Annotated in this window: 17 protein-coding genes; 8 read left to right on the top strand and 9 right to left on the bottom strand. The window is 36.2% G+C overall.

Annotated elements, in window-relative coordinates; all coding sequences use genetic code 11:
* Positions 1–125 precede the first annotated feature (125 nt).
* The 5 genes from ACIEHO_RS07425 to ACIEHO_RS07445 all read right to left on the bottom strand — a co-directional run bounded on the left by ACIEHO_RS07425 (position 126) and on the right by ACIEHO_RS07445 (position 5,786).
* The gene (locus tag ACIEHO_RS07425) at positions 126–2,780 is read right to left on the bottom strand and encodes a BamA/OMP85 family outer membrane protein (RefSeq protein ID WP_406970222.1); all 2,655 of its coding nucleotides are present in this window, start codon (positions 2,778–2,780) and stop codon (positions 126–128) included.
* Positions 2,713–3,453 carry an isoprenyl transferase gene (locus ACIEHO_RS07430; RefSeq protein WP_406970224.1) on the bottom strand — a complete coding sequence of 247 codons (741 nt, stop codon included), beginning with the start codon at positions 3,451–3,453 and terminating at the stop codon, positions 2,713–2,715. The genes ACIEHO_RS07425 and ACIEHO_RS07430 overlap by 68 nt, the downstream gene beginning before the upstream one ends.
* A 1-nt stretch (position 3,454) precedes the next feature.
* On the bottom strand, positions 3,455–4,141 hold the full coding sequence (porG, locus tag ACIEHO_RS07435; protein ID WP_406970226.1) for a type IX secretion system protein PorG: 687 nt from the start codon (positions 4,139–4,141) through the stop codon (positions 3,455–3,457).
* A 101-nt stretch (positions 4,142–4,242) separates the two neighbouring features.
* On the bottom strand, positions 4,243–5,127 hold the full coding sequence (locus tag ACIEHO_RS07440) for an NAD kinase (RefSeq protein ID WP_406970544.1): 885 nt from the start codon (positions 5,125–5,127) through the stop codon (positions 4,243–4,245).
* Positions 5,127–5,786 (bottom strand): CBS domain-containing protein, encoded by a 660-nt coding sequence (locus ACIEHO_RS07445; RefSeq protein ID WP_406970228.1) that lies wholly within the window; start codon positions 5,784–5,786, stop codon positions 5,127–5,129. Before ACIEHO_RS07445 ends, ACIEHO_RS07440 begins: the two co-directional genes overlap by 1 nt.
* An 88-nt stretch (positions 5,787–5,874) precedes the next feature.
* Between ACIEHO_RS07445 and ACIEHO_RS07450 the strand changes: the two genes are divergently transcribed.
* The 6 genes from ACIEHO_RS07450 to clpX all read left to right on the top strand — a co-directional run bounded on the left by ACIEHO_RS07450 (position 5,875) and on the right by clpX (position 11,469).
* Positions 5,875–6,588, top strand: a complete 714-nt coding sequence (locus tag ACIEHO_RS07450) for a pyridoxine 5'-phosphate synthase (protein ID WP_406970230.1) — start codon at positions 5,875–5,877, stop codon at positions 6,586–6,588.
* Positions 6,589–6,724: 136 nt separating this feature from the next.
* Positions 6,725–7,489 (top strand): alpha/beta fold hydrolase, encoded by a 765-nt coding sequence (locus tag ACIEHO_RS07455; RefSeq protein ID WP_406970232.1) that lies wholly within the window; start codon positions 6,725–6,727, stop codon positions 7,487–7,489.
* A 36-nt stretch (positions 7,490–7,525) separates the two neighbouring features.
* Positions 7,526–7,873: a phage holin family protein gene (locus tag ACIEHO_RS07460; RefSeq protein WP_406970234.1), complete on the top strand. Its 348-nt coding sequence runs from the start codon at positions 7,526–7,528 to the stop codon at positions 7,871–7,873.
* 140 nt (positions 7,874–8,013) lie between these two features.
* Positions 8,014–9,342, top strand: a complete 1,329-nt coding sequence (gene tig / locus ACIEHO_RS07465) for a trigger factor (protein WP_406970236.1) — start codon at positions 8,014–8,016, stop codon at positions 9,340–9,342.
* A gap of 144 nt (positions 9,343–9,486) precedes the next feature.
* Positions 9,487–10,161, top strand: coding sequence for an ATP-dependent Clp endopeptidase proteolytic subunit ClpP (gene clpP, locus ACIEHO_RS07470; protein ID WP_406970238.1), 675 nt, complete (start codon positions 9,487–9,489; stop codon positions 10,159–10,161).
* 75 nt (positions 10,162–10,236) lie between these two features.
* Positions 10,237–11,469, top strand: a complete 1,233-nt coding sequence (clpX, locus tag ACIEHO_RS07475) for an ATP-dependent Clp protease ATP-binding subunit ClpX (protein ID WP_406970240.1) — start codon at positions 10,237–10,239, stop codon at positions 11,467–11,469.
* A 320-nt stretch (positions 11,470–11,789) separates the two neighbouring features.
* Here clpX and ACIEHO_RS07480 read toward each other — a convergent pair whose 3' ends face one another.
* Entirely contained in the window at positions 11,790–13,304 is a 1,515-nt protein-coding gene (locus ACIEHO_RS07480; RefSeq protein ID WP_406970242.1) for a GH3 auxin-responsive promoter family protein, read from the bottom strand.
* Between the two features lie 42 nt (positions 13,305–13,346).
* Here ACIEHO_RS07480 and ACIEHO_RS07485 point away from each other — a divergent pair, with 42 nt between their 5' ends.
* Both ACIEHO_RS07485 and ACIEHO_RS07490 read left to right on the top strand, forming a co-directional pair.
* On the top strand, positions 13,347–14,141 hold the full coding sequence (locus tag ACIEHO_RS07485) for a DUF2797 domain-containing protein (RefSeq protein WP_406970244.1): 795 nt from the start codon (positions 13,347–13,349) through the stop codon (positions 14,139–14,141).
* Positions 14,142–14,202: 61 nt separating this feature from the next.
* Positions 14,203–14,430 (top strand): hypothetical protein, encoded by a 228-nt coding sequence (locus ACIEHO_RS07490; protein WP_406970246.1) that lies wholly within the window; start codon positions 14,203–14,205, stop codon positions 14,428–14,430.
* A gap of 47 nt (positions 14,431–14,477) precedes the next feature.
* Here ACIEHO_RS07490 and rpsU read toward each other — a convergent pair whose 3' ends face one another.
* From rpsU to ACIEHO_RS07505, 3 genes are all read right to left on the bottom strand, one after another.
* The gene (gene rpsU, locus ACIEHO_RS07495) at positions 14,478–14,672 is read right to left on the bottom strand and encodes a 30S ribosomal protein S21 (RefSeq protein WP_406970248.1); all 195 of its coding nucleotides are present in this window, start codon (positions 14,670–14,672) and stop codon (positions 14,478–14,480) included.
* 32 nt (positions 14,673–14,704) lie between these two features.
* Complete coding sequence (locus tag ACIEHO_RS07500; RefSeq protein WP_406970250.1) at positions 14,705–15,568, bottom strand: sigma-70 family RNA polymerase sigma factor; 864 nt, start codon at positions 15,566–15,568, stop codon at positions 14,705–14,707.
* A 285-nt stretch (positions 15,569–15,853) separates the two neighbouring features.
* Positions 15,854–16,369 carry a gamma carbonic anhydrase family protein gene (locus ACIEHO_RS07505; RefSeq protein WP_406970252.1) on the bottom strand — a complete coding sequence of 172 codons (516 nt, stop codon included), beginning with the start codon at positions 16,367–16,369 and terminating at the stop codon, positions 15,854–15,856.
* Positions 16,370–16,429: the final 60 nt, after the last annotated feature.

Raw genomic sequence — 16,429 nt, forward strand, 5'->3', positions numbered from 1 at the left:
AATGATTTTTGCTGCGCTTTTGAATTAGGTTTTCAAAATTAACGAATTTTAATCTTAAAAATTTTATTCTCATGCAAATCATCAAAGTGTTAATAGAAAATATCGTGCCAAAATAAATTTTATACTTAAAATTGTTGTCCAATAATAAAGTGAGTTTCCCAACCATGTTTCCCTGTTTCGCCTGGTATTGGGTCGAATCCGTGACCAAAATCGATACCTAATAAACCAAACGCCGGCATGAAAATACGAAGACCTAAACCTGCCGAACGGTTAATGTTAAACGGGTTGAAATCTCTAAAACTGTTGTACGAACCACCACCTTCTAAAAAAGCTAAGGCATAAATTTTTGCGGATGCTTTAAGGGTTATGGGGTAGCGTAACTCCAATGAATATTTATTGTATATGGTGCCACCATCTTGGTTTGATAAGGACTGATTAGGATAACCACGAAGCTGTATAGCTTCCCTACCGTCTAAACTGTAAGTGCCCAACCCGTCGCCACCAACAAAAAAGCGCTCAAAAGGAATAACACCTCTATCTTGATTGTAAGCACCTAAAAAGCCAAACTCTATAAGGGGTCTTAAAACCAGGTTTTTGGTTAGTTCTGTATACCACTCACCTTTAAAATTGACTTTATAGAATTCTAACCACTTGTAGCGTTCTTGGTCAATTTCCGTTATTTTGTCGTTGGCTTCAATGAAATCTAAATCTGCGGTGCTTTCTGCGTTCGCTCTTTTTTCTAAGGCCTCATCGTATTCTTCTGAAAGGGCTTCGTAATCCACACCGTTAAAAAGTGAGTAAGGAAAAGACATTTTTGCAGTTACCGAAAATTTAGATCCGCCCGTTGGGAAAATAGGGTCTACACTGGTGTTGTTTCTGCTTAGACCAGCAGTATAAGACAAGTTGTTTGAGTAACCGTTACCAAAAGTGAATAAACCAGTGTTGTAATTGTTTAGATCGTAACGTTGATAACTAATGGCCTGCGAAAGCGTAAAGAAATCATCTGGGACCGTTAAACGCTTTGCCAATCCAAAGGTGATACCTGTAATGTTGAAACTTCTACTTTTATCGGCGTTTCTGGTTTGAAAGTTATATAAAAACTGCTTGGTATGCGATATAGATGTTGAAAACTGAACCGGACGTTTGCCACCTAACCAAGGTTCGGAGAATGAAAAACTATAGGTTTGATAAAAACGACTGGCCTGCAAACGCAATGCCAATTTTTGCCCGTCGCCCATGGGGATAGGTTTATAGGCTTCTTTTTTTAATATATTTTTTATTGAAAAGTTATTGAACGATAAACCTAAAGTGCCAATAAAGCCACCGCCACCGTAACCACCTTGCAATTCGATTTGGCTAGAACCCGTTTCTTTTACAGAGTATTCCATGTCTATAGTACCTTCTGCTGGATTTGGATTATTAAAATTGGGCGATATTTCTTGAGCATCAAAAAAGCCCAATTGCCCCAGCTCCCTTACCGTACGCACTACATTGGCTTTGCTGTAAAGTTGCCCTGGTCGTGTGCGCAGTTCACGGTAAATAACGTGGTCGTTCGTTTTATCGTTTCCTACTACCGAAACACTGTTGAAGTAGGCTGGTTTTCCTTCAGAAATGCGTATTTCCAGATCAATAACATTGTTATCGGCACTTACTTCAACTGGGTTGATACTGGAAAACAAATATCCATTATTTTGGTATTGGTTAGTAATATCGAAAGCATCTGGTTTTGATTGGTCTGCAATTCTTTTTTGTAGTAAAACACCGTTGTAGGTGTCTCCTTTTCTAATGCGGAGTAAACGACTTAGGAATTCATTTGAGTAAACCGTATTACCAATAAATTTAATGTCCCCAAAAGTGTATTGTTCGCCTTCGTTTACATCAATATAAAGTGATATGGTTTTATCGTTGTTAACCACTAAACTGTCTGAAAGCACTCGGGCATCACGATAACCGTTTTCTTTATAGGCATCTACTAGGTGCCCCAAATCGGCTTGATAAGCAGAATCAATAAACTTTGAACGCTTTAAAATACGTAAGCGATTGATTTTTTTGGTACTCTTCATGGCTTTTCTAAGCCTTTTGTCGCTCAAAACGTCGTTGCCACCAAAAACAATATCTTTTATTTTTACTTTTTCGCCTTTATCAATGTTCAGCACCATATTTACCCTAGCTGTTTTAAGGGAATCGTCTGTAACTTCAATAGTATTTATATGAACTTTGGTGTTGTAGAAACCATCTTTTTTGTACTTTTTAACTAAGTGGTTTTTGGTAGTCGTGATAAGGTTTTCGGTAACCTTTACGCCTTTTTTAAGTTTGTTTTCTGTAATAATACCTTCAATTTTCCCTTTTTTAACACCATTAATTTTGAGTTCGTTAAGCTGAGGTAAATCTAAAAGTTGAATTTGTAAAAAAGCTTTATCACCTTCTATTTTAGTGACATAAACTTCAATATCGCTAAAAAGCTTGGAGTTCCATAGTTTTTTTATGGCGTTGGCAATATCTTCGCCCGGAATGGTAATTTCAGTACCTTTTCTAAGTCCCGAATAGGTTATAATGGTTTGTTCGCCAAACGAGGTATTGCCTAAAACCGAAATATCTTCTAATGTGTATTTTTTGCCTTTAACGTAATTAACATCTTGTGCCTGAACTGCAAAGCATCCCGCAAAAAATGTTATTGTAAAAAAGTACTTTAAAACTGTTATTGCAGGTAACTTAAGTAAGTTGTTCGCTTGTTTTCCCAAATCTTCGTTCTCTTTTTTGATATTCAATAATAGCTTCATACAAATGTTGCTTTTTAAAATCAGGCCACAATACATTTGTAAAAAATAATTCTGCATAAGCTATTTGCCATAGCAAAAAGTTACTTATACGTTGCTCTCCGCTAGTTCTAATAAGCAAATCTACGTCTGGTAAATTTTGCGTGTAAAGATGCTCATTTATAATTGATTCATCAATATTATCGGGCGAAATTATATTATTTTTAACTTTATTGCTAATTTCTTTTACCGTGTTTATTAATTCTTCCCTAGAACCATAGCTTAAAGCCAGCGTTAAAGTCATTCTTGTGTTGTTTTCAGTACTTTTAATGACTTCAAAAAGTTCTTTGTGGACTTTTTTTGGTAATGTGTTTAGCGAACCAATGGCACTTAGCTTTATGTCATTGTCTTGAAGTGTTTTGATTTCCTTTTTTAATGAAGACACTAAAAGTTTCATAAGGGTTTGTACTTCAAGTCTTGGGCGTTTCCAGTTTTCTGTAGAAAAGGCATAAAGTGTTAGGTTTTCTACGCCAAGTTCTGCACACGCCTCAACGGTTTCTCTAACCGACTTTGTACCGTTTTCATGGCCAAAAGCACGAGCCATACCCTGTTGCCTAGCCCATCGGCCGTTGCCATCCATAATAATCGCAATGTGCTTGGGTAATCGTTTTTCGTGTATTTTGCTTTTTAAATCCATTTTATTCTAAACAATAGCATGGGTTTTCTCCAAAGGTATAAGTAAGGGTAACACCAGAAAACACATACCAATCGTTGTTGTTTATATTGCCAAAACGGTATTGCTCTCTCCATTGGTCATCTGGTAGGCTGCCATCAATCTCATCTGAAAATGTATAACGTGCGCCAACTTCAATTGCTAAAATAAAATTGCGCAAAATATTAGTTTTGAAGCCTAAAGCCATTGGAATACCATAGGCCCAACTCGACGTGTTTTCAGAAGTTTGAACGCCATTAAGATAATAATAGTTGTCGTGGTGCGCCACACTAATGCCAGAGTAGAGATAGGGGGTTCCTAACTTTTCACCAGAATGCAAGTTAAAATCTATGAAAGTAAATTCCATACCTGCTGATAGTTCCACCAAATTTGAGTCAAAACTATATCCTCTTTGAATTCTTCTCGCGTCATCTGATTTCGAGTCATCTGCCTTCAAATCTGAGAAAATTAAAGATGCTCTCCAAGAATGTCTTTTGCTTTTATTCCATTTAAACATCAAGCCCAGTGTGGGGGCATTGGGGTTTATGTAATTTGTTGCTCCTACATCACCAATCAAATTGCTGCCACCGAAAAAACCACCGATTTCAAAAATTTGGGAATGGCTTATTTGAATACTTAAAATACTAATTATCAATATGCTTAAATGCCTCATAAAAATTCAAAAGTTTGCAAATATAATAAATAAGATGTGTCCAAAATAATCTGAACAAAATAGTCTGGTTTTAAAACAGAATTTCTTTTGAATTATTGTTTTTAGTTGCGTTTGTCTTCGCCCCAAAGCAGTTTTTTTCTAAGCGTGTCTAAAAAGCTTTCGTCGAAAAGGTCAATCATTTTAATTTTAAAATCGGCTTTTTTGATTTTGATTAAAGTGCCATTGTTTAGGGTGGCAATTCTGGAATCTAATGATACTAAATGCTGTTCTTCGCGACCATCTACCCTAAGTTCTATTTCGGTGGAGTCTGGAATAATTAAAGGGCGGGCGCTAAGGTTGTGCGGAGCAATAGGGGTGAGGGCAAAACTGTTAGTGCTGGGCGTTATTACGGGACCTCCACAACTTAATGAATAGCCTGTAGAACCTGTAGGTGTTGAAACAATAAGTCCGTCGCTCCAATAAGATGTGAGGTATTCACCATCCAAATAGGTTTCAACAGTAATCATAGAAGTAGTGTTTTTTCTGCTAACCGCAATTTCGTTCAATGCAAAATTTAGGGATTTGATATCAGAGTTTTCGGGAGATGTTTCCACCGAAAGTAAACTGCGTTCCGAAATTTTGTATTTGCCATCAATAATGCTTTGCATGGCGCGTTCGATCATGTTAACTTGAATGGTGGCTAAAAAACCAAGCCGTCCAGTATTTACACCAATAATGGGAATGTTCATATCTTTAACAAAAGTAATGGCTCTTAAGATGGTGCCATCGCCACCCATACTAACCAGTAAATCGAAAGAATTATCTAGTGTGTCGAATGTTTTAAAGGTGTTGAAATCTTTAATGTTGGGCGAATTATCGCTTATTATTTCAAAAAAATGGCTTTCAATATAGGCGTCAATATCTTTTTTAAGCAAATATTGAAAAAGTGTTTCGACTGATGCCGATGTTGTTTTATTGTAAAATCGTCCAAAAATGGCAACCTTCATCATATGCTTAGGTATCTTTTTAAATAATTAGATCGTTCTTTAAGGGTTTCGATATAGCCGTCGTCTTCGTGCCCCGAAATAATGTTATAACTGTATCTTCTAAAAGTTTGAATAATTTCGTTAAAACCAGTGTTCTTAATTTTTAGCGTTACTTGAATCAGGTCGGTGTTCATTTTTGAGATAAATGCTCCTAAAAGCCGGCCGCCGTTAGATTCTACAATTTGGCTTATTTCACTAAATGAATAATCGTTGATGCCTTTTTCAATCACTAATATGCCACCAGCTTCAGAGAAAAAAGGCGATTCGCCAAACAGGCTTATTACATCGTTCAATTCGTAATAACCTAAATAACGGTTATTGGCGTCCAAAACTGGCATGATGTTATTGGAGTTTACGGCAAACTCTTCTAATACATCTAGCCAAAGTGTTGTGTCACGCACAAAAAAATCTTCAATGGCGTACAAATATTCCTTTAGCGGTGTGCCACTGTCAAAACAATGGGCGTCGGTTTCAGAAAAACACCCTAAATAATTGTTGTTATCATCCTTAACTGGAATGTGAGAAAATGTAAGTTGATTAAAAAGGAGCTGTAGCTCACTAGCATTACTGCTAATGTTTAAGGGTTTGACATCATTTATTATGTATTCCGAAAGTCGCATGGTATCTTTTTAATTATGATGCAAATTAATCAAAAAAATACTATGTAAGCGTCTTCTACTTTGTATTTTTGTTGAATAAAACCGATTTATGACCAAGTTAAGTGTTAATATTAACAAGATAGCTACGTTGCGGAATTCAAGGGGTGGCGATGTGCCAAATGTGGTTCAGTTTGCTAAAGACGTGCAGCGTTTTGGAGCCGAAGGGGTTACTATTCACCCTAGACCAGATGAGCGGCATATTCGTTATCAAGATGCTCGCGATTTAAAATCTGAAGTATATACCGAGTATAATATTGAAGGCAACCCTATAAAATCGTTTATGAATTTGGTTTTAGAGGTGAGGCCTACGCAGGTTACGTTGGTGCCAGATGCTGAAGATGCTATAACGAGCAATGCCGGTTGGGACACTTTAAAGAATAAGGATTTTTTGGTTGATGTGATTAAGGAGTTTCAGCAAAACGGTATCCGAACTTCTATTTTCGTTGATCCCGTTTTAAAGCAAATTGAAGGCGCCAAAGAAACCGGGACGGATAGAATTGAATTATATACAGAAGGTTTTGCTCATCAGTATGGTTTGGGAAATCCTGATGCTGTTAAGCCTTATTCTGAAAGCGCCCAATTGGCCAATGAACTGGATTTAGGTATTAATGCCGGTCATGATTTGTCATTGGATAACATTAATTTTTTTAAAGACCATATTCCTAATTTATTGGAAGTGTCTATAGGCCATGCTTTGATAGCAGAAAGTTTGTATTTGGGTATCGAGAATGTTATCCAGATGTATTTGGGTAAATTGAAATAAAGAGGCCATCCTTAATCCTTCCCAAAAGGAAGGAAACGCTCATGTGTTAGTGCTTTAAGGAAAGCGTATGTGAAACGCGTATAGCTAAAAGGAAAAACGTAACAGTTCCCTCCATTGGAGGGGTTAAGTGAGTAAAATGATATTACATTCAAATATAATAGGCGAAGGAAAACCATTTGTAATACTACATGGTTTTTTAGGAATGAGCGATAACTGGAAAACCTTGGGCGGACAGTTTAGCGAGTTGGGATTCGAGGTGCACTTGGTAGATCAGCGAAACCATGGGCGCAGTTTCCAAAGCGACGATTTTAGCTATGAGCTTTTGGCTGAAGATTTAAAGAATTACTGCGAGGTAAACAACCTGGAAGATATTATTTTGCTGGGGCATTCCATGGGAGGTAAAACGGCTATGTTGTTTTCAGCTCTTTATCCCGAATTGGTTTCAAAATTAATGGTTGCCGATATTTCACCGCGTTTTTACCCGGTGCACCACGATGCTATTTTAAATGGATTGAGCGAATTAAATTTTGATGAGATAAAAAGTCGAGGCCAAGCCGATAAGGTATTGAGCGAATATGTATCTGATATGGGGACAAGGCAATTCCTTTTAAAAAACCTGTATTGGGTTGAAAAAGGCAAGCTAGCACTTCGCATTAATTTAGAAGTCTTGAAAAACGAAGTTGCCGAAATTGGTGACCCCTTACCTGCGCATGCTACTTTTGATAAAGACACACTTTTTCTCCGTGGAGACCGCTCGGAATATATTGGTATAGACGATGAAAATATTATTAAAAGACATTTTCCAAATTCTGAAATCGTAACCATCGCCAACTCTGGGCATTGGTTGCATGCCGAAAACCCAAATGACTTTTTTGAGGCTGTGGAGCGGTTTGTATCTTGATAAATTTTGTATATTTCATAAAAATATATTCAATTTATGAACCTCATTTTAAGACTTCTGTTAAATGCCGCTGCCGTATTTATTCTAGCCTATGGCTTATCTGGTGTAAGTGTTGACGGTTATGTTACGGCCATTATTGTGGCTCTGGTACTAGCAGTTCTAAACCTGTTGGTAAAACCCATTTTGGTTATTTTAACTCTGCCCATCACTATTGTTACATTGGGCTTGTTTTTGTTAATTATAAATGCCTTAATGGTACTTTTGGCCGATAAATTAATTGACGGGTTTTCGGTAAGCAGTATATGGACGGCGATACTCTTTAGTATCTTACTTTCCATACTGCAATCTATACTGCATTCGCTCTTTAAAGAAGATAAAAAATAGCCTATTAATCAAGCATTTAAAAACTTTGTTGGGTGGTAAAAATATTGTACTTTTGCCACCCAATTTTAGTTAAATAATTTTTTGGGTTTAAGCTAAACCCATATTGTTAATTGCCGAGCAAGGCTTTAGATCATTTTAAAATGAATATTACAAGAGAAAACGTTGATGCATTAAATGCTGTTGTAAAAGTAGATATCGCTAAAGAAGACTACAGCGATAAGGTTGAAAAAATCTTATCAGATTACAGAAAAACAGCAAACATTCCTGGTTTTAGAAAAGGACATGTGCCAATGGGCATGGTTAAAAAACAATACGGGAAAGCCGTTTTGGTTGATGAGGTTAATAAGTTATTGCAAGATGCTTTAAACAAATATTTAACTGAAGAAAAGTTAGATGTTTTAGGGCAACCGCTTCCAAAAACCCAAGATGAAATCGATTGGGATTCTGAAAAGTTTTCTTTTGAATTTGAATTAGGGTTAGCTCCAGAATTTGATGTTGATTTAAAAAGTAAAAAAGCCATTACACAATACAATATTGTTGCTGATGATAAAATGATTAACGAACAAATTGAGCGTATCCAAAAACAATACGGGAAGTTAGTGTCTCAAGACACGGTTGAAAAAGACAGTGAAATTACCGGAACCTTCAAAAATGAAGAAAAGGAAATTGAAAACACGGTAACATTAACTTTAGATAAATTCAAAGGAAAATCTACCGAAAAGCAATTCATAGGAGCCAAAGTTGGCGATGTTATCACTTTAAAGACCAAAGGACTTTATGATGATGAGCACGAATTGATGCATGCTCTTAAATTAGGTCATGACGATGTTCACGGTCTTGATATTGAAGTCACTTTTGAAATCACTGAAATCAACGAGCGTGAATTGGCTGATTTAGATCAAGAATTGTTCGATAAGTTGTTTGGAGAAGGTGCCGTAACTTCGGTAACAGAACTTAAGGCTAAAATAAAAGAAGATGCTGAAAAGCAATTTGTTCAGCAAGCCGATCAAAAATTGCTAAATGATGTAACTGAGCATTTAGTGGAAAACACCAAATTTGATTTGCCAGCTGAATTTTTAACCAAGTGGTTGCAAACTTCAGGCGAAAAAGAATTGGATACTGATCAGGCTAGAGAGGAATACGAGAAGTCTGAAAAAAGCTTGCGTTACCAGTTGATTGAAGGTAAGTTGATTGAAGAGCACAATGTCCAAGTGACTATGGATGATATTAAAAATCACGCTAGAGAAATGATTAAGGGGCAAATGGCGCAATTCGGTCAAATGAATCCTTCAGATAAAGAGTTGGATGATATCGCTGCTCGTGTATTGTCAAACCAAGATGAGGCACGCCGAATTTCAGAGCAATTAATTAGTCAAAAACTATTATCGCTTTACAAAGAAAAAGCAAATCTCAAAGTAAAGGAATTAAGCTATGAAAACTTTGTTAAAGAGGTTTATGGAGATAAATAAGTAAATAATAAATGCTTATATTTAGGCGCTTAAACCAGTAAGGTTTAAGCGCCTTTTTATTCAAAACAAACCATCAATAACAAAAGGAGTTAGCTCATATAGATGTTAATCAATGGGTTAATCAAATAAATTATAATTTAAACTATGGATTACGGTAAAGAATTTGAAAAATTCGCGATAAAAGACCAAGGTATCAGCAGTACATATTACAACAAGATTTTAAGTAGTATGTACCCCACCAACTTAACGCCAAACATTATTGAAGAGCGCCAAATGAACGCCGTAGCGATGGATGTATTTTCGCGTTTAATGATGGACAGGATCATATTTATGGGTACTGGTATTAACGATCAAGTAGCTAACATTATTCAAGCCCAGTTACTTTTTTTAGAAAGTACTGATGCTTCTAAAGACATCCAGATTTATATCAATTCACCAGGAGGAAGCGTTTATGCAGGTTTGGGAATTTATGATACCATGCAGTTTATAAAACCAGATGTAGCAACCATATGTACAGGGATGGCAGCTTCAATGGGGGCTGTGTTATTGTGTGCTGGACAAAAAGGTAAGCGAAGCGGTTTGACACATTCTCGCGTTATGATTCACCAACCATTAGGTGGTGCACAGGGTCAGGCGAGTGATATTGAAATTACCGCGAGAGAAATCATAACTTTAAAAGAAGAACTCTACAAAATAATAAGTAAGCACTCTGGGCAAGATTACGACAAAGTTTACGAGGATAGTGATAGAGATTATTGGATGAAAGCCGATAAAGCTAAAGAATATGGCATGATCGACGAGATTTTGGCACGCAATTAAATTAAAATTTGTAATTTTAATACTCATGTAATGAGGGATTTAGTAAGTTTTTCCCGAAAAAAATAGAATAGATTAATGGCAAAAGAAGAACTAGAATGTTCGTTTTGTGGTCGTAAAAAACCAGAAACAAATTTATTAATAGCAGGCTTAGATGCTCATATATGTGATAGGTGTATTGAGCAGGCACATGGTATTGTATTGGAAGAATCTAAACAAAATGATAGCGACGATTTATCAGCAGAATTAAAGCTTCGTAAACCACTACAGATTAAGTCTTTCCTAGACGAGTACATTATTGGTCAAGATACTACTAAGAAAGTAATGTCTGTTGCCGTATACAATCATTATAAAAGATTATTGCAACCAAATACCCAAGACGATATCGATATTCAAAAAAGTAATATTATAATGGTTGGGCAAACAGGTACAGGTAAAACCTTAATGGCAAAAACCATTGCTAAAATGTTAAATGTGCCATTGGCCATTGTTGATGCCACGGTATTAACAGAGGCTGGTTACGTTGGTGAAGATGTAGAGAGTATTTTAACGCGTTTGCTGCAGGCGGCCGATTATAATTTGGAAAAAGCAGAGAAGGGTATTGTGTTTATTGATGAAATTGACAAAATAGCCAGAAAAAGTGATAACCCATCGATTACCAGAGACGTTTCTGGTGAAGGTGTTCAACAGGCTTTATTAAAACTATTAGAAGGTACCGTTGTTAATGTGCCGCCAAAAGGTGGGCGTAAACACCCAGACCAAAAATTTATTGAGGTTAATACCGAAAACATACTGTTTATAGCTGGTGGTGCTTTTGATGGGATTGACCGTGTGATTTCGAAACGATTGAATATGCAAGCCGTTGGCTACAGTGCCTCTATGTCTGATGATATCGTAGACCATGAAAATTTGTTACAATATATTATACCCAAAGATTTAAAGGACTTTGGTTTGATTCCAGAAATTATTGGACGTTTACCAGTATTGACACATATGAATCCTTTGGATGCAGAAACTTTAAGAGCCATACTTACAGAGCCGAAAAACGCCATTATAAAACAGTATAAAAAGCTGTTTGAAATGGATGAAATCGATTTCTCTATTACTGATGGTGCACTTGGTTTTATTGTTAATAAGGCCATTGAATATAAACTAGGAGCTAGAGGTTTACGTTCATTATGCGAGGAGATTCTAACAGATGCCATGTTTGAAATGCCTAGTAGTGACGAGAAAAAATTAAACGTAAATAAGGCTTACGCTGAAGATAAATTGACAAAAACAACTTTGAAGAAGCTAAAAGCTGTTTCTTAGTAAACAGATTAAAATGAAGGCAAAAAACCACGCCAATTGGCGTGGTTTTTTATTTATGGAAATTAATTAATAATGGGTTTGCAGTATATAAATTTGTAGTATTCCTATTATTTATTTTAAAAATAAAGCTAATTTTATGACGGACAAAGTTTTTAAACTTGTTTTAGACTATTAGACAAAATACTCGTTCAAAATCTTTTGACCTTGCATTTAATCGGTTATTTCTCTTTTTATAGAAGGTATGTTCGGTTGTAGTTAGTCTAAAATTACTTTTCAACTCGACACTGTTGGCTTGTAGATTTTAAGCTGAGCAATTGGCTTTAAAGGTTCAATCTTAAAAGTTCTTCCATGTATTCTCTAGTATTTGAAAGCCTAGGTATTTTATGCTGTCCGCCAAGTTTGTTGTTCAGTTTTAACCAATCGTAAAAAAGGTTTTTACGAGCTAAGCTAATTTTCGGCTTATTAAGGGTGATGTTGTTATATCGTTTGGCTTCATAATCTGAATTTAATGCCTTTAGGGCATTATCAAATAATTCATTAAAATAGTCGATATCCTTTGGAAGTGTTTTAAACTCTATTAACCATTGGTGGGCTCCCTTTTCTTTACCTTGCATATATATGGGAGCGGCCGTGAAATCAACAATTTCTGCTTTGGTACGTTTGCACACTTTTTTTAGTGCGCTCTCGGCATTTTCGATAATGAGTTCTTCTCCAAAAACATTAATATGATGCTTGGTGCGTCCTGAAATTTTAATCCTGTACGGGTTTAAGGAAGTGAATTTTATAGTATCTCCAATTTTATATCGCCATAATCCGGCATTGGTAGTGATAATGACGGCGTAATTTTTGCCAAGCTGTACTTCGCTCAACGGTATGGCTTTTTCTTTTGATGTGCCATATAGGTGCATGGGTATAAATTCATAAAAAATACCATAATCTAACATCAGTAAGAGCTCACTAGAATTATTGCGGTCCTGGATGGCGAAAAAACCTTCTGAAGCGTTGTAGGTTTCGTAGTATTTAAAAGATTTACTTGGTAATATTTTTTTGTATTGGTCTTTGTAAGGAATAAAACTAACACCACCGTGAAAGTAAACTTCCAGATTTGGCCAAACATCGAGAATGCTATTTTTACCAGTGGTTTCTAAAACGTTGTTAAGCAATACCAACATCCATGATGGCACACCAGCGAGGCTGGTAACTTTTTCGTTTATCGTTTCATTTACTATGGCTTGCATCTTGTGTTCCCAATCGCTCATTAGCGATACCTTATTACTTGGTGTGCTGCTAAATTCGGCCCAAAATGGCATATTGTCAATCAAAATTGCGGATAAGTCGCCAAACACAGTTCCGTTTTCTTTGTAAAGCTCTTTGCTGCCACCAAGCCTTAGGCTTTTTCCGGTGAATAGTTGTGAGTTTTCGTTGTTGTTAAGGTACATGCAAAGTAAATCTTTACTAGCTGCATAATGGCAGTCTTCAAGCGATTCTAAGCTTACGGGAATAAATTTACTTTTAGCCCTTGTGGTGCCACTTGATTTGGCAAACCATTTAATAGGTGTGGGCCAAAAGATATTGTTTTCGCCTCTTCGACTACGTTCGATATCGTCTTGCCAGTCATCGTAGTTTTTTATAGGAACGCGTTCTGCAAATGTTTGGTAATTTTTAATGGATGCGAAATCATAAGTTTTACCAAACTCTGTGTTTTTGGCCGTGTTGATAAGGCTTAATAGTAATTCGTTTTGTACTTCGTTGGGGTATTTTAAAAAAAGTTCGATTTGGTGGAACCGTTTTTTTAGAAACCAAGAAGCAATGGAATTTACTATCGGTATTGGCATATTTCCTTTATCTTTAAGTTTTTAAAAATAATACTTTTTTTTATGACCTACCAAGGTGTTTTAACAAAAATGGAAACAGAATTTTCAAGCCCCATTCAATATTATTTGGTGTTTGATAGCGACTTTATAAATGTGAACCAATTACTTGGTAAAACTATTGGTTTGCAATTTGTTAAATACCAATGTTTAAATTGTGGTTTAAACAAGCCTATTTACAGGCAAGGGTTTTGTAAAAGTTGTTTTTATGATGTGCCTCAGGCCGCCGATTGGGTAATGCGACCAGAATTAAGTACTGCACATTTAGATAAAGAAGACCGGGATTTAGAATATGAGAAAAAAGTTCAGCTCCAACCACATATTGTTTATTTGGCTAATTCCAGCAATGTAAAAGTAGGGGTGACCAGAAAAAGTCAAGTACCCACGCGTTGGATTGACCAGGGGGCGCATGAGGCTATTGAGATAGTGGAAGTACCCAATAGATATTTAGCAGGAATAACAGAGGTGGCGTTAAAAGAACATGTGAGCGATAAAACCAATTGGCGTACCATGCTTAAAAATGAAATTAAGGATGAAAATTTGGTAGAGTGGCGCGAAAAATTGAAAGACTATATACCTGATCAGGCACGGGAATATTATATTGAAAGCAATAGTGAAACCAATTTAGAATTCCCAGTTTTAAAATATCCTGAAAAGCCAAAGAGTTTAAATATTAAAAAAGAAGAACACTACACTGGAAAATTAGTTGGTGTAAAAGGACAGTACCTCATTTTTGAAGATAATACCGTTTTTAATGTACGTGCTAATGAAGGTTTGGTGGTGCAAATAGGGATTCAATAAGCTGGGGGCCAACGATAAAAGTTGATTAAGTGCTGGATTTTTACTATATTATAAATAAAAAATGAAAATCCCAGTTATGTTTTACGTGGCTCTCGCCACGTTTATTCTCGTGATGCTAACCATCATGGTAAGTATGAATATGCCCTTCGGTATTGTGTTTTACACTATGTGTTTTGGGCAGCTAATTGTTTTGATAATGGTGTACAAGGCTTTGAAAGATAAGTATACTACAGACAAAACATTCGATAATTTCTATGAAGACAGACCTATTAACTATAACAAAGAATAAAAAACGCCTCACCATATTTTAATAAAAAGGCGAGACGTTTTTTTATATTAAATATCTTCTTGGTCTCTTAAATTTTGAATGTAAGCCGCTTTTTGAATTTCGCGACGTCTTTTAACAGAAGGTTTTGTGAAAAATTGATTTTCCCTTAAGTTTTGCATCACTTTAATGTTACGGTGTTTACGTTTGTAGCGTTTTAAGGCACGCTCTATGTTTTCGCCATCTTTTACAATAATTTTTAACATATATCGATTTTTGTCTATTTAATGATTTAGGATTATCCTAAATACGTTTTTAATACTTTACTTTTTGAGGTATGTCGTAATCTACGGATACCTTTTTCCTTTATTTGTCTTACCCGCTCTCTTGTTAATCCAAAAGCATCGCCTATTTCCTGTAGGCTCATCGAGTGTTTTTTGCTAATGCCGTAATAATGCCTAATCACTTCGGCTTCTTTTTCAGATAGCGTGTCTAGCGCACGGTTAACTTCTACATTTAGCGAATCTTTAATTAAATCAGAATCCGGACTCGGCATTTCTTCCGTTTTAACGACATCGTACAAACTAAAGTCTTCACCATCCTTTAAAGGTGCATCCATCGATACATGTCTGCCCGAAATTTTCAGAGATTGCTTTACATTGTTTTCTGTAAGTTCCAAACTATTGGCAATTTCATGGGCGCTTGGTGCTCGTTCGTGTGTTTGCTCTAAATGCGAATAGGCCTTATTGATTTTATTTATTGATCCAATTTTGTTCAAAGGTAATCTAACTATTCGAGATTGTTCGGCTAAAGCTTGAAGAATTGCTTGACGAATCCACCAAACGGCATAAGAAATAAATTTAAAGCCACGGGTTTCGTCAAATCGTTTAGCTGCTTTTACCAAGCCAGCGTTGCCTTCGTTGATTAAGTCGGGGAGTTTTAAGCCTTGATTTTGATATTGTTTTGAGACAGAAACTACAAAGCGCAAATTCGCTGTTGTAAGTTTATCCAATGCCTTTTGGTCTCCTTTTTTGATACGCTGGGCTAATTCTACCTCCTCGTCTGCGGTAATTAAGGGTATTTTGCTAATGTCTTGAAGGTATTTGTCTAAGGATTTCGATTCGCGGTTGGTAACTTGTTTCGTGATTTTTAATTGCCTCATATATTGTTTGTAAGTTTTATTATATATTTATACAACATAAACGATTTAATCGAAAATCCTAATAAAACGGAATTTTTCTTTGAAAAAGAGCGTAAAATTAATAAAATTTAACTATTTTTTAAGGTTTTTGGGTTGAAATAGGAAAAATGCTTGGCTGGGATTACTGGCTTTTGGATGGGGTGCGTTAGGGATTGCAGAGGAAATCCTTTTTGTAAAGTATGAGCAAAAAGATTGAAAAGAAAAGCCCGACCCTCCCGATAGCTATCGGGAAGGGTAACGCCATAATTATTCTTTAAACCAATTGGAGTATTTTATGTAATTGTTGGCAATGCGGTTAATTTCACCCGAGATTAATTCCTTACTAACATCTTTTACTTTTTTTGCGGGCACACCGGCGTAAATGCTTCCGGCTTCTACCTTGGTGTTTTGGGTAACTACGGCACCGGCCGCAATAATGCTGTTACTTTCAACGATGGCGCCATCCATAATAATGCTTCCCATGCCTACCAAAACATTGTCTTTTATAGTACAGCCATGCACCAAGGCGTTGTGTCCAATAGATACGTTGTTTCCAATGGTAGTGGCGTTTTTTTGGTAAGTGCAATGTATTACGGCACCATCTTGCACGTTAACTTTGTTGCCCATTTTTATGAAATTTACATCGCCTCGAACCACAGCGCTAAACCATATACTACATTGTTTGCCCATGGTTACATCACCCACAATGGTTGCGTTTTCGGCTATAAAACAATCATTTGGTATTTGTGGAGATTTTCCGTTTACAGGTTTTATTACTGGCATGGCAATGAATTTTTTGGGTGTTGTTGTGAATAAATTACGTACTGTAAATATAAAGTAAAC

This window comes from Flavisericum labens, assembly GCF_045446075.1.
Classification (GTDB): Bacteria; Bacteroidota; Bacteroidia; order Flavobacteriales; family Flavobacteriaceae; genus Flavisericum; species Flavisericum labens.

Excerpts from the sequence above, each read along its gene's own strand:
- ACIEHO_RS07425 (WP_406970222.1), bottom strand. The coding sequence starts at position 2,780 with ATGAAGCTATTATTGAATATCAAAAAAGAGAACGAAGATTTGGGAAAA.
- ACIEHO_RS07460 (WP_406970234.1), top strand. The coding sequence starts at position 7,526 with ATGAACCTCATTTTAAGACTTCTGTTAAATGCCGCTGCCGTATTTATT.
- rpsU (WP_406970248.1), bottom strand. The coding sequence starts at position 14,672 with ATGTTAAAAATTATTGTAAAAGATGGCGAAAACATAGAGCGTGCCTTA.
- ACIEHO_RS07440 (WP_406970544.1), bottom strand. The coding sequence starts at position 5,127 with ATGAAGGTTGCCATTTTTGGACGATTTTACAATAAAACAACATCGGCA.
- ACIEHO_RS07490 (WP_406970246.1), top strand. The coding sequence starts at position 14,203 with ATGAAAATCCCAGTTATGTTTTACGTGGCTCTCGCCACGTTTATTCTC.
- clpP (WP_406970238.1), top strand. The coding sequence starts at position 9,487 with ATGGATTACGGTAAAGAATTTGAAAAATTCGCGATAAAAGACCAAGGT.
- ACIEHO_RS07505 (WP_406970252.1), bottom strand. The coding sequence starts at position 16,369 with ATGCCAGTAATAAAACCTGTAAACGGAAAATCTCCACAAATACCAAAT.
- ACIEHO_RS07430 (WP_406970224.1), bottom strand. The coding sequence starts at position 3,453 with ATGGATTTAAAAAGCAAAATACACGAAAAACGATTACCCAAGCACATT.
- ACIEHO_RS07485 (WP_406970244.1), top strand. The coding sequence starts at position 13,347 with ATGACCTACCAAGGTGTTTTAACAAAAATGGAAACAGAATTTTCAAGC.
- ACIEHO_RS07455 (WP_406970232.1), top strand. The coding sequence starts at position 6,725 with ATGATATTACATTCAAATATAATAGGCGAAGGAAAACCATTTGTAATA.
- clpX (WP_406970240.1), top strand. The coding sequence starts at position 10,237 with ATGGCAAAAGAAGAACTAGAATGTTCGTTTTGTGGTCGTAAAAAACCA.
- porG (WP_406970226.1), bottom strand. The coding sequence starts at position 4,141 with ATGAGGCATTTAAGCATATTGATAATTAGTATTTTAAGTATTCAAATA.
- ACIEHO_RS07480 (WP_406970242.1), bottom strand. The coding sequence starts at position 13,304 with ATGCCAATACCGATAGTAAATTCCATTGCTTCTTGGTTTCTAAAAAAA.
- ACIEHO_RS07445 (WP_406970228.1), bottom strand. The coding sequence starts at position 5,786 with ATGCGACTTTCGGAATACATAATAAATGATGTCAAACCCTTAAACATT.
- tig (WP_406970236.1), top strand. The coding sequence starts at position 8,014 with ATGAATATTACAAGAGAAAACGTTGATGCATTAAATGCTGTTGTAAAA.
- ACIEHO_RS07500 (WP_406970250.1), bottom strand. The coding sequence starts at position 15,568 with ATGAGGCAATTAAAAATCACGAAACAAGTTACCAACCGCGAATCGAAA.
- ACIEHO_RS07450 (WP_406970230.1), top strand. The coding sequence starts at position 5,875 with ATGACCAAGTTAAGTGTTAATATTAACAAGATAGCTACGTTGCGGAAT.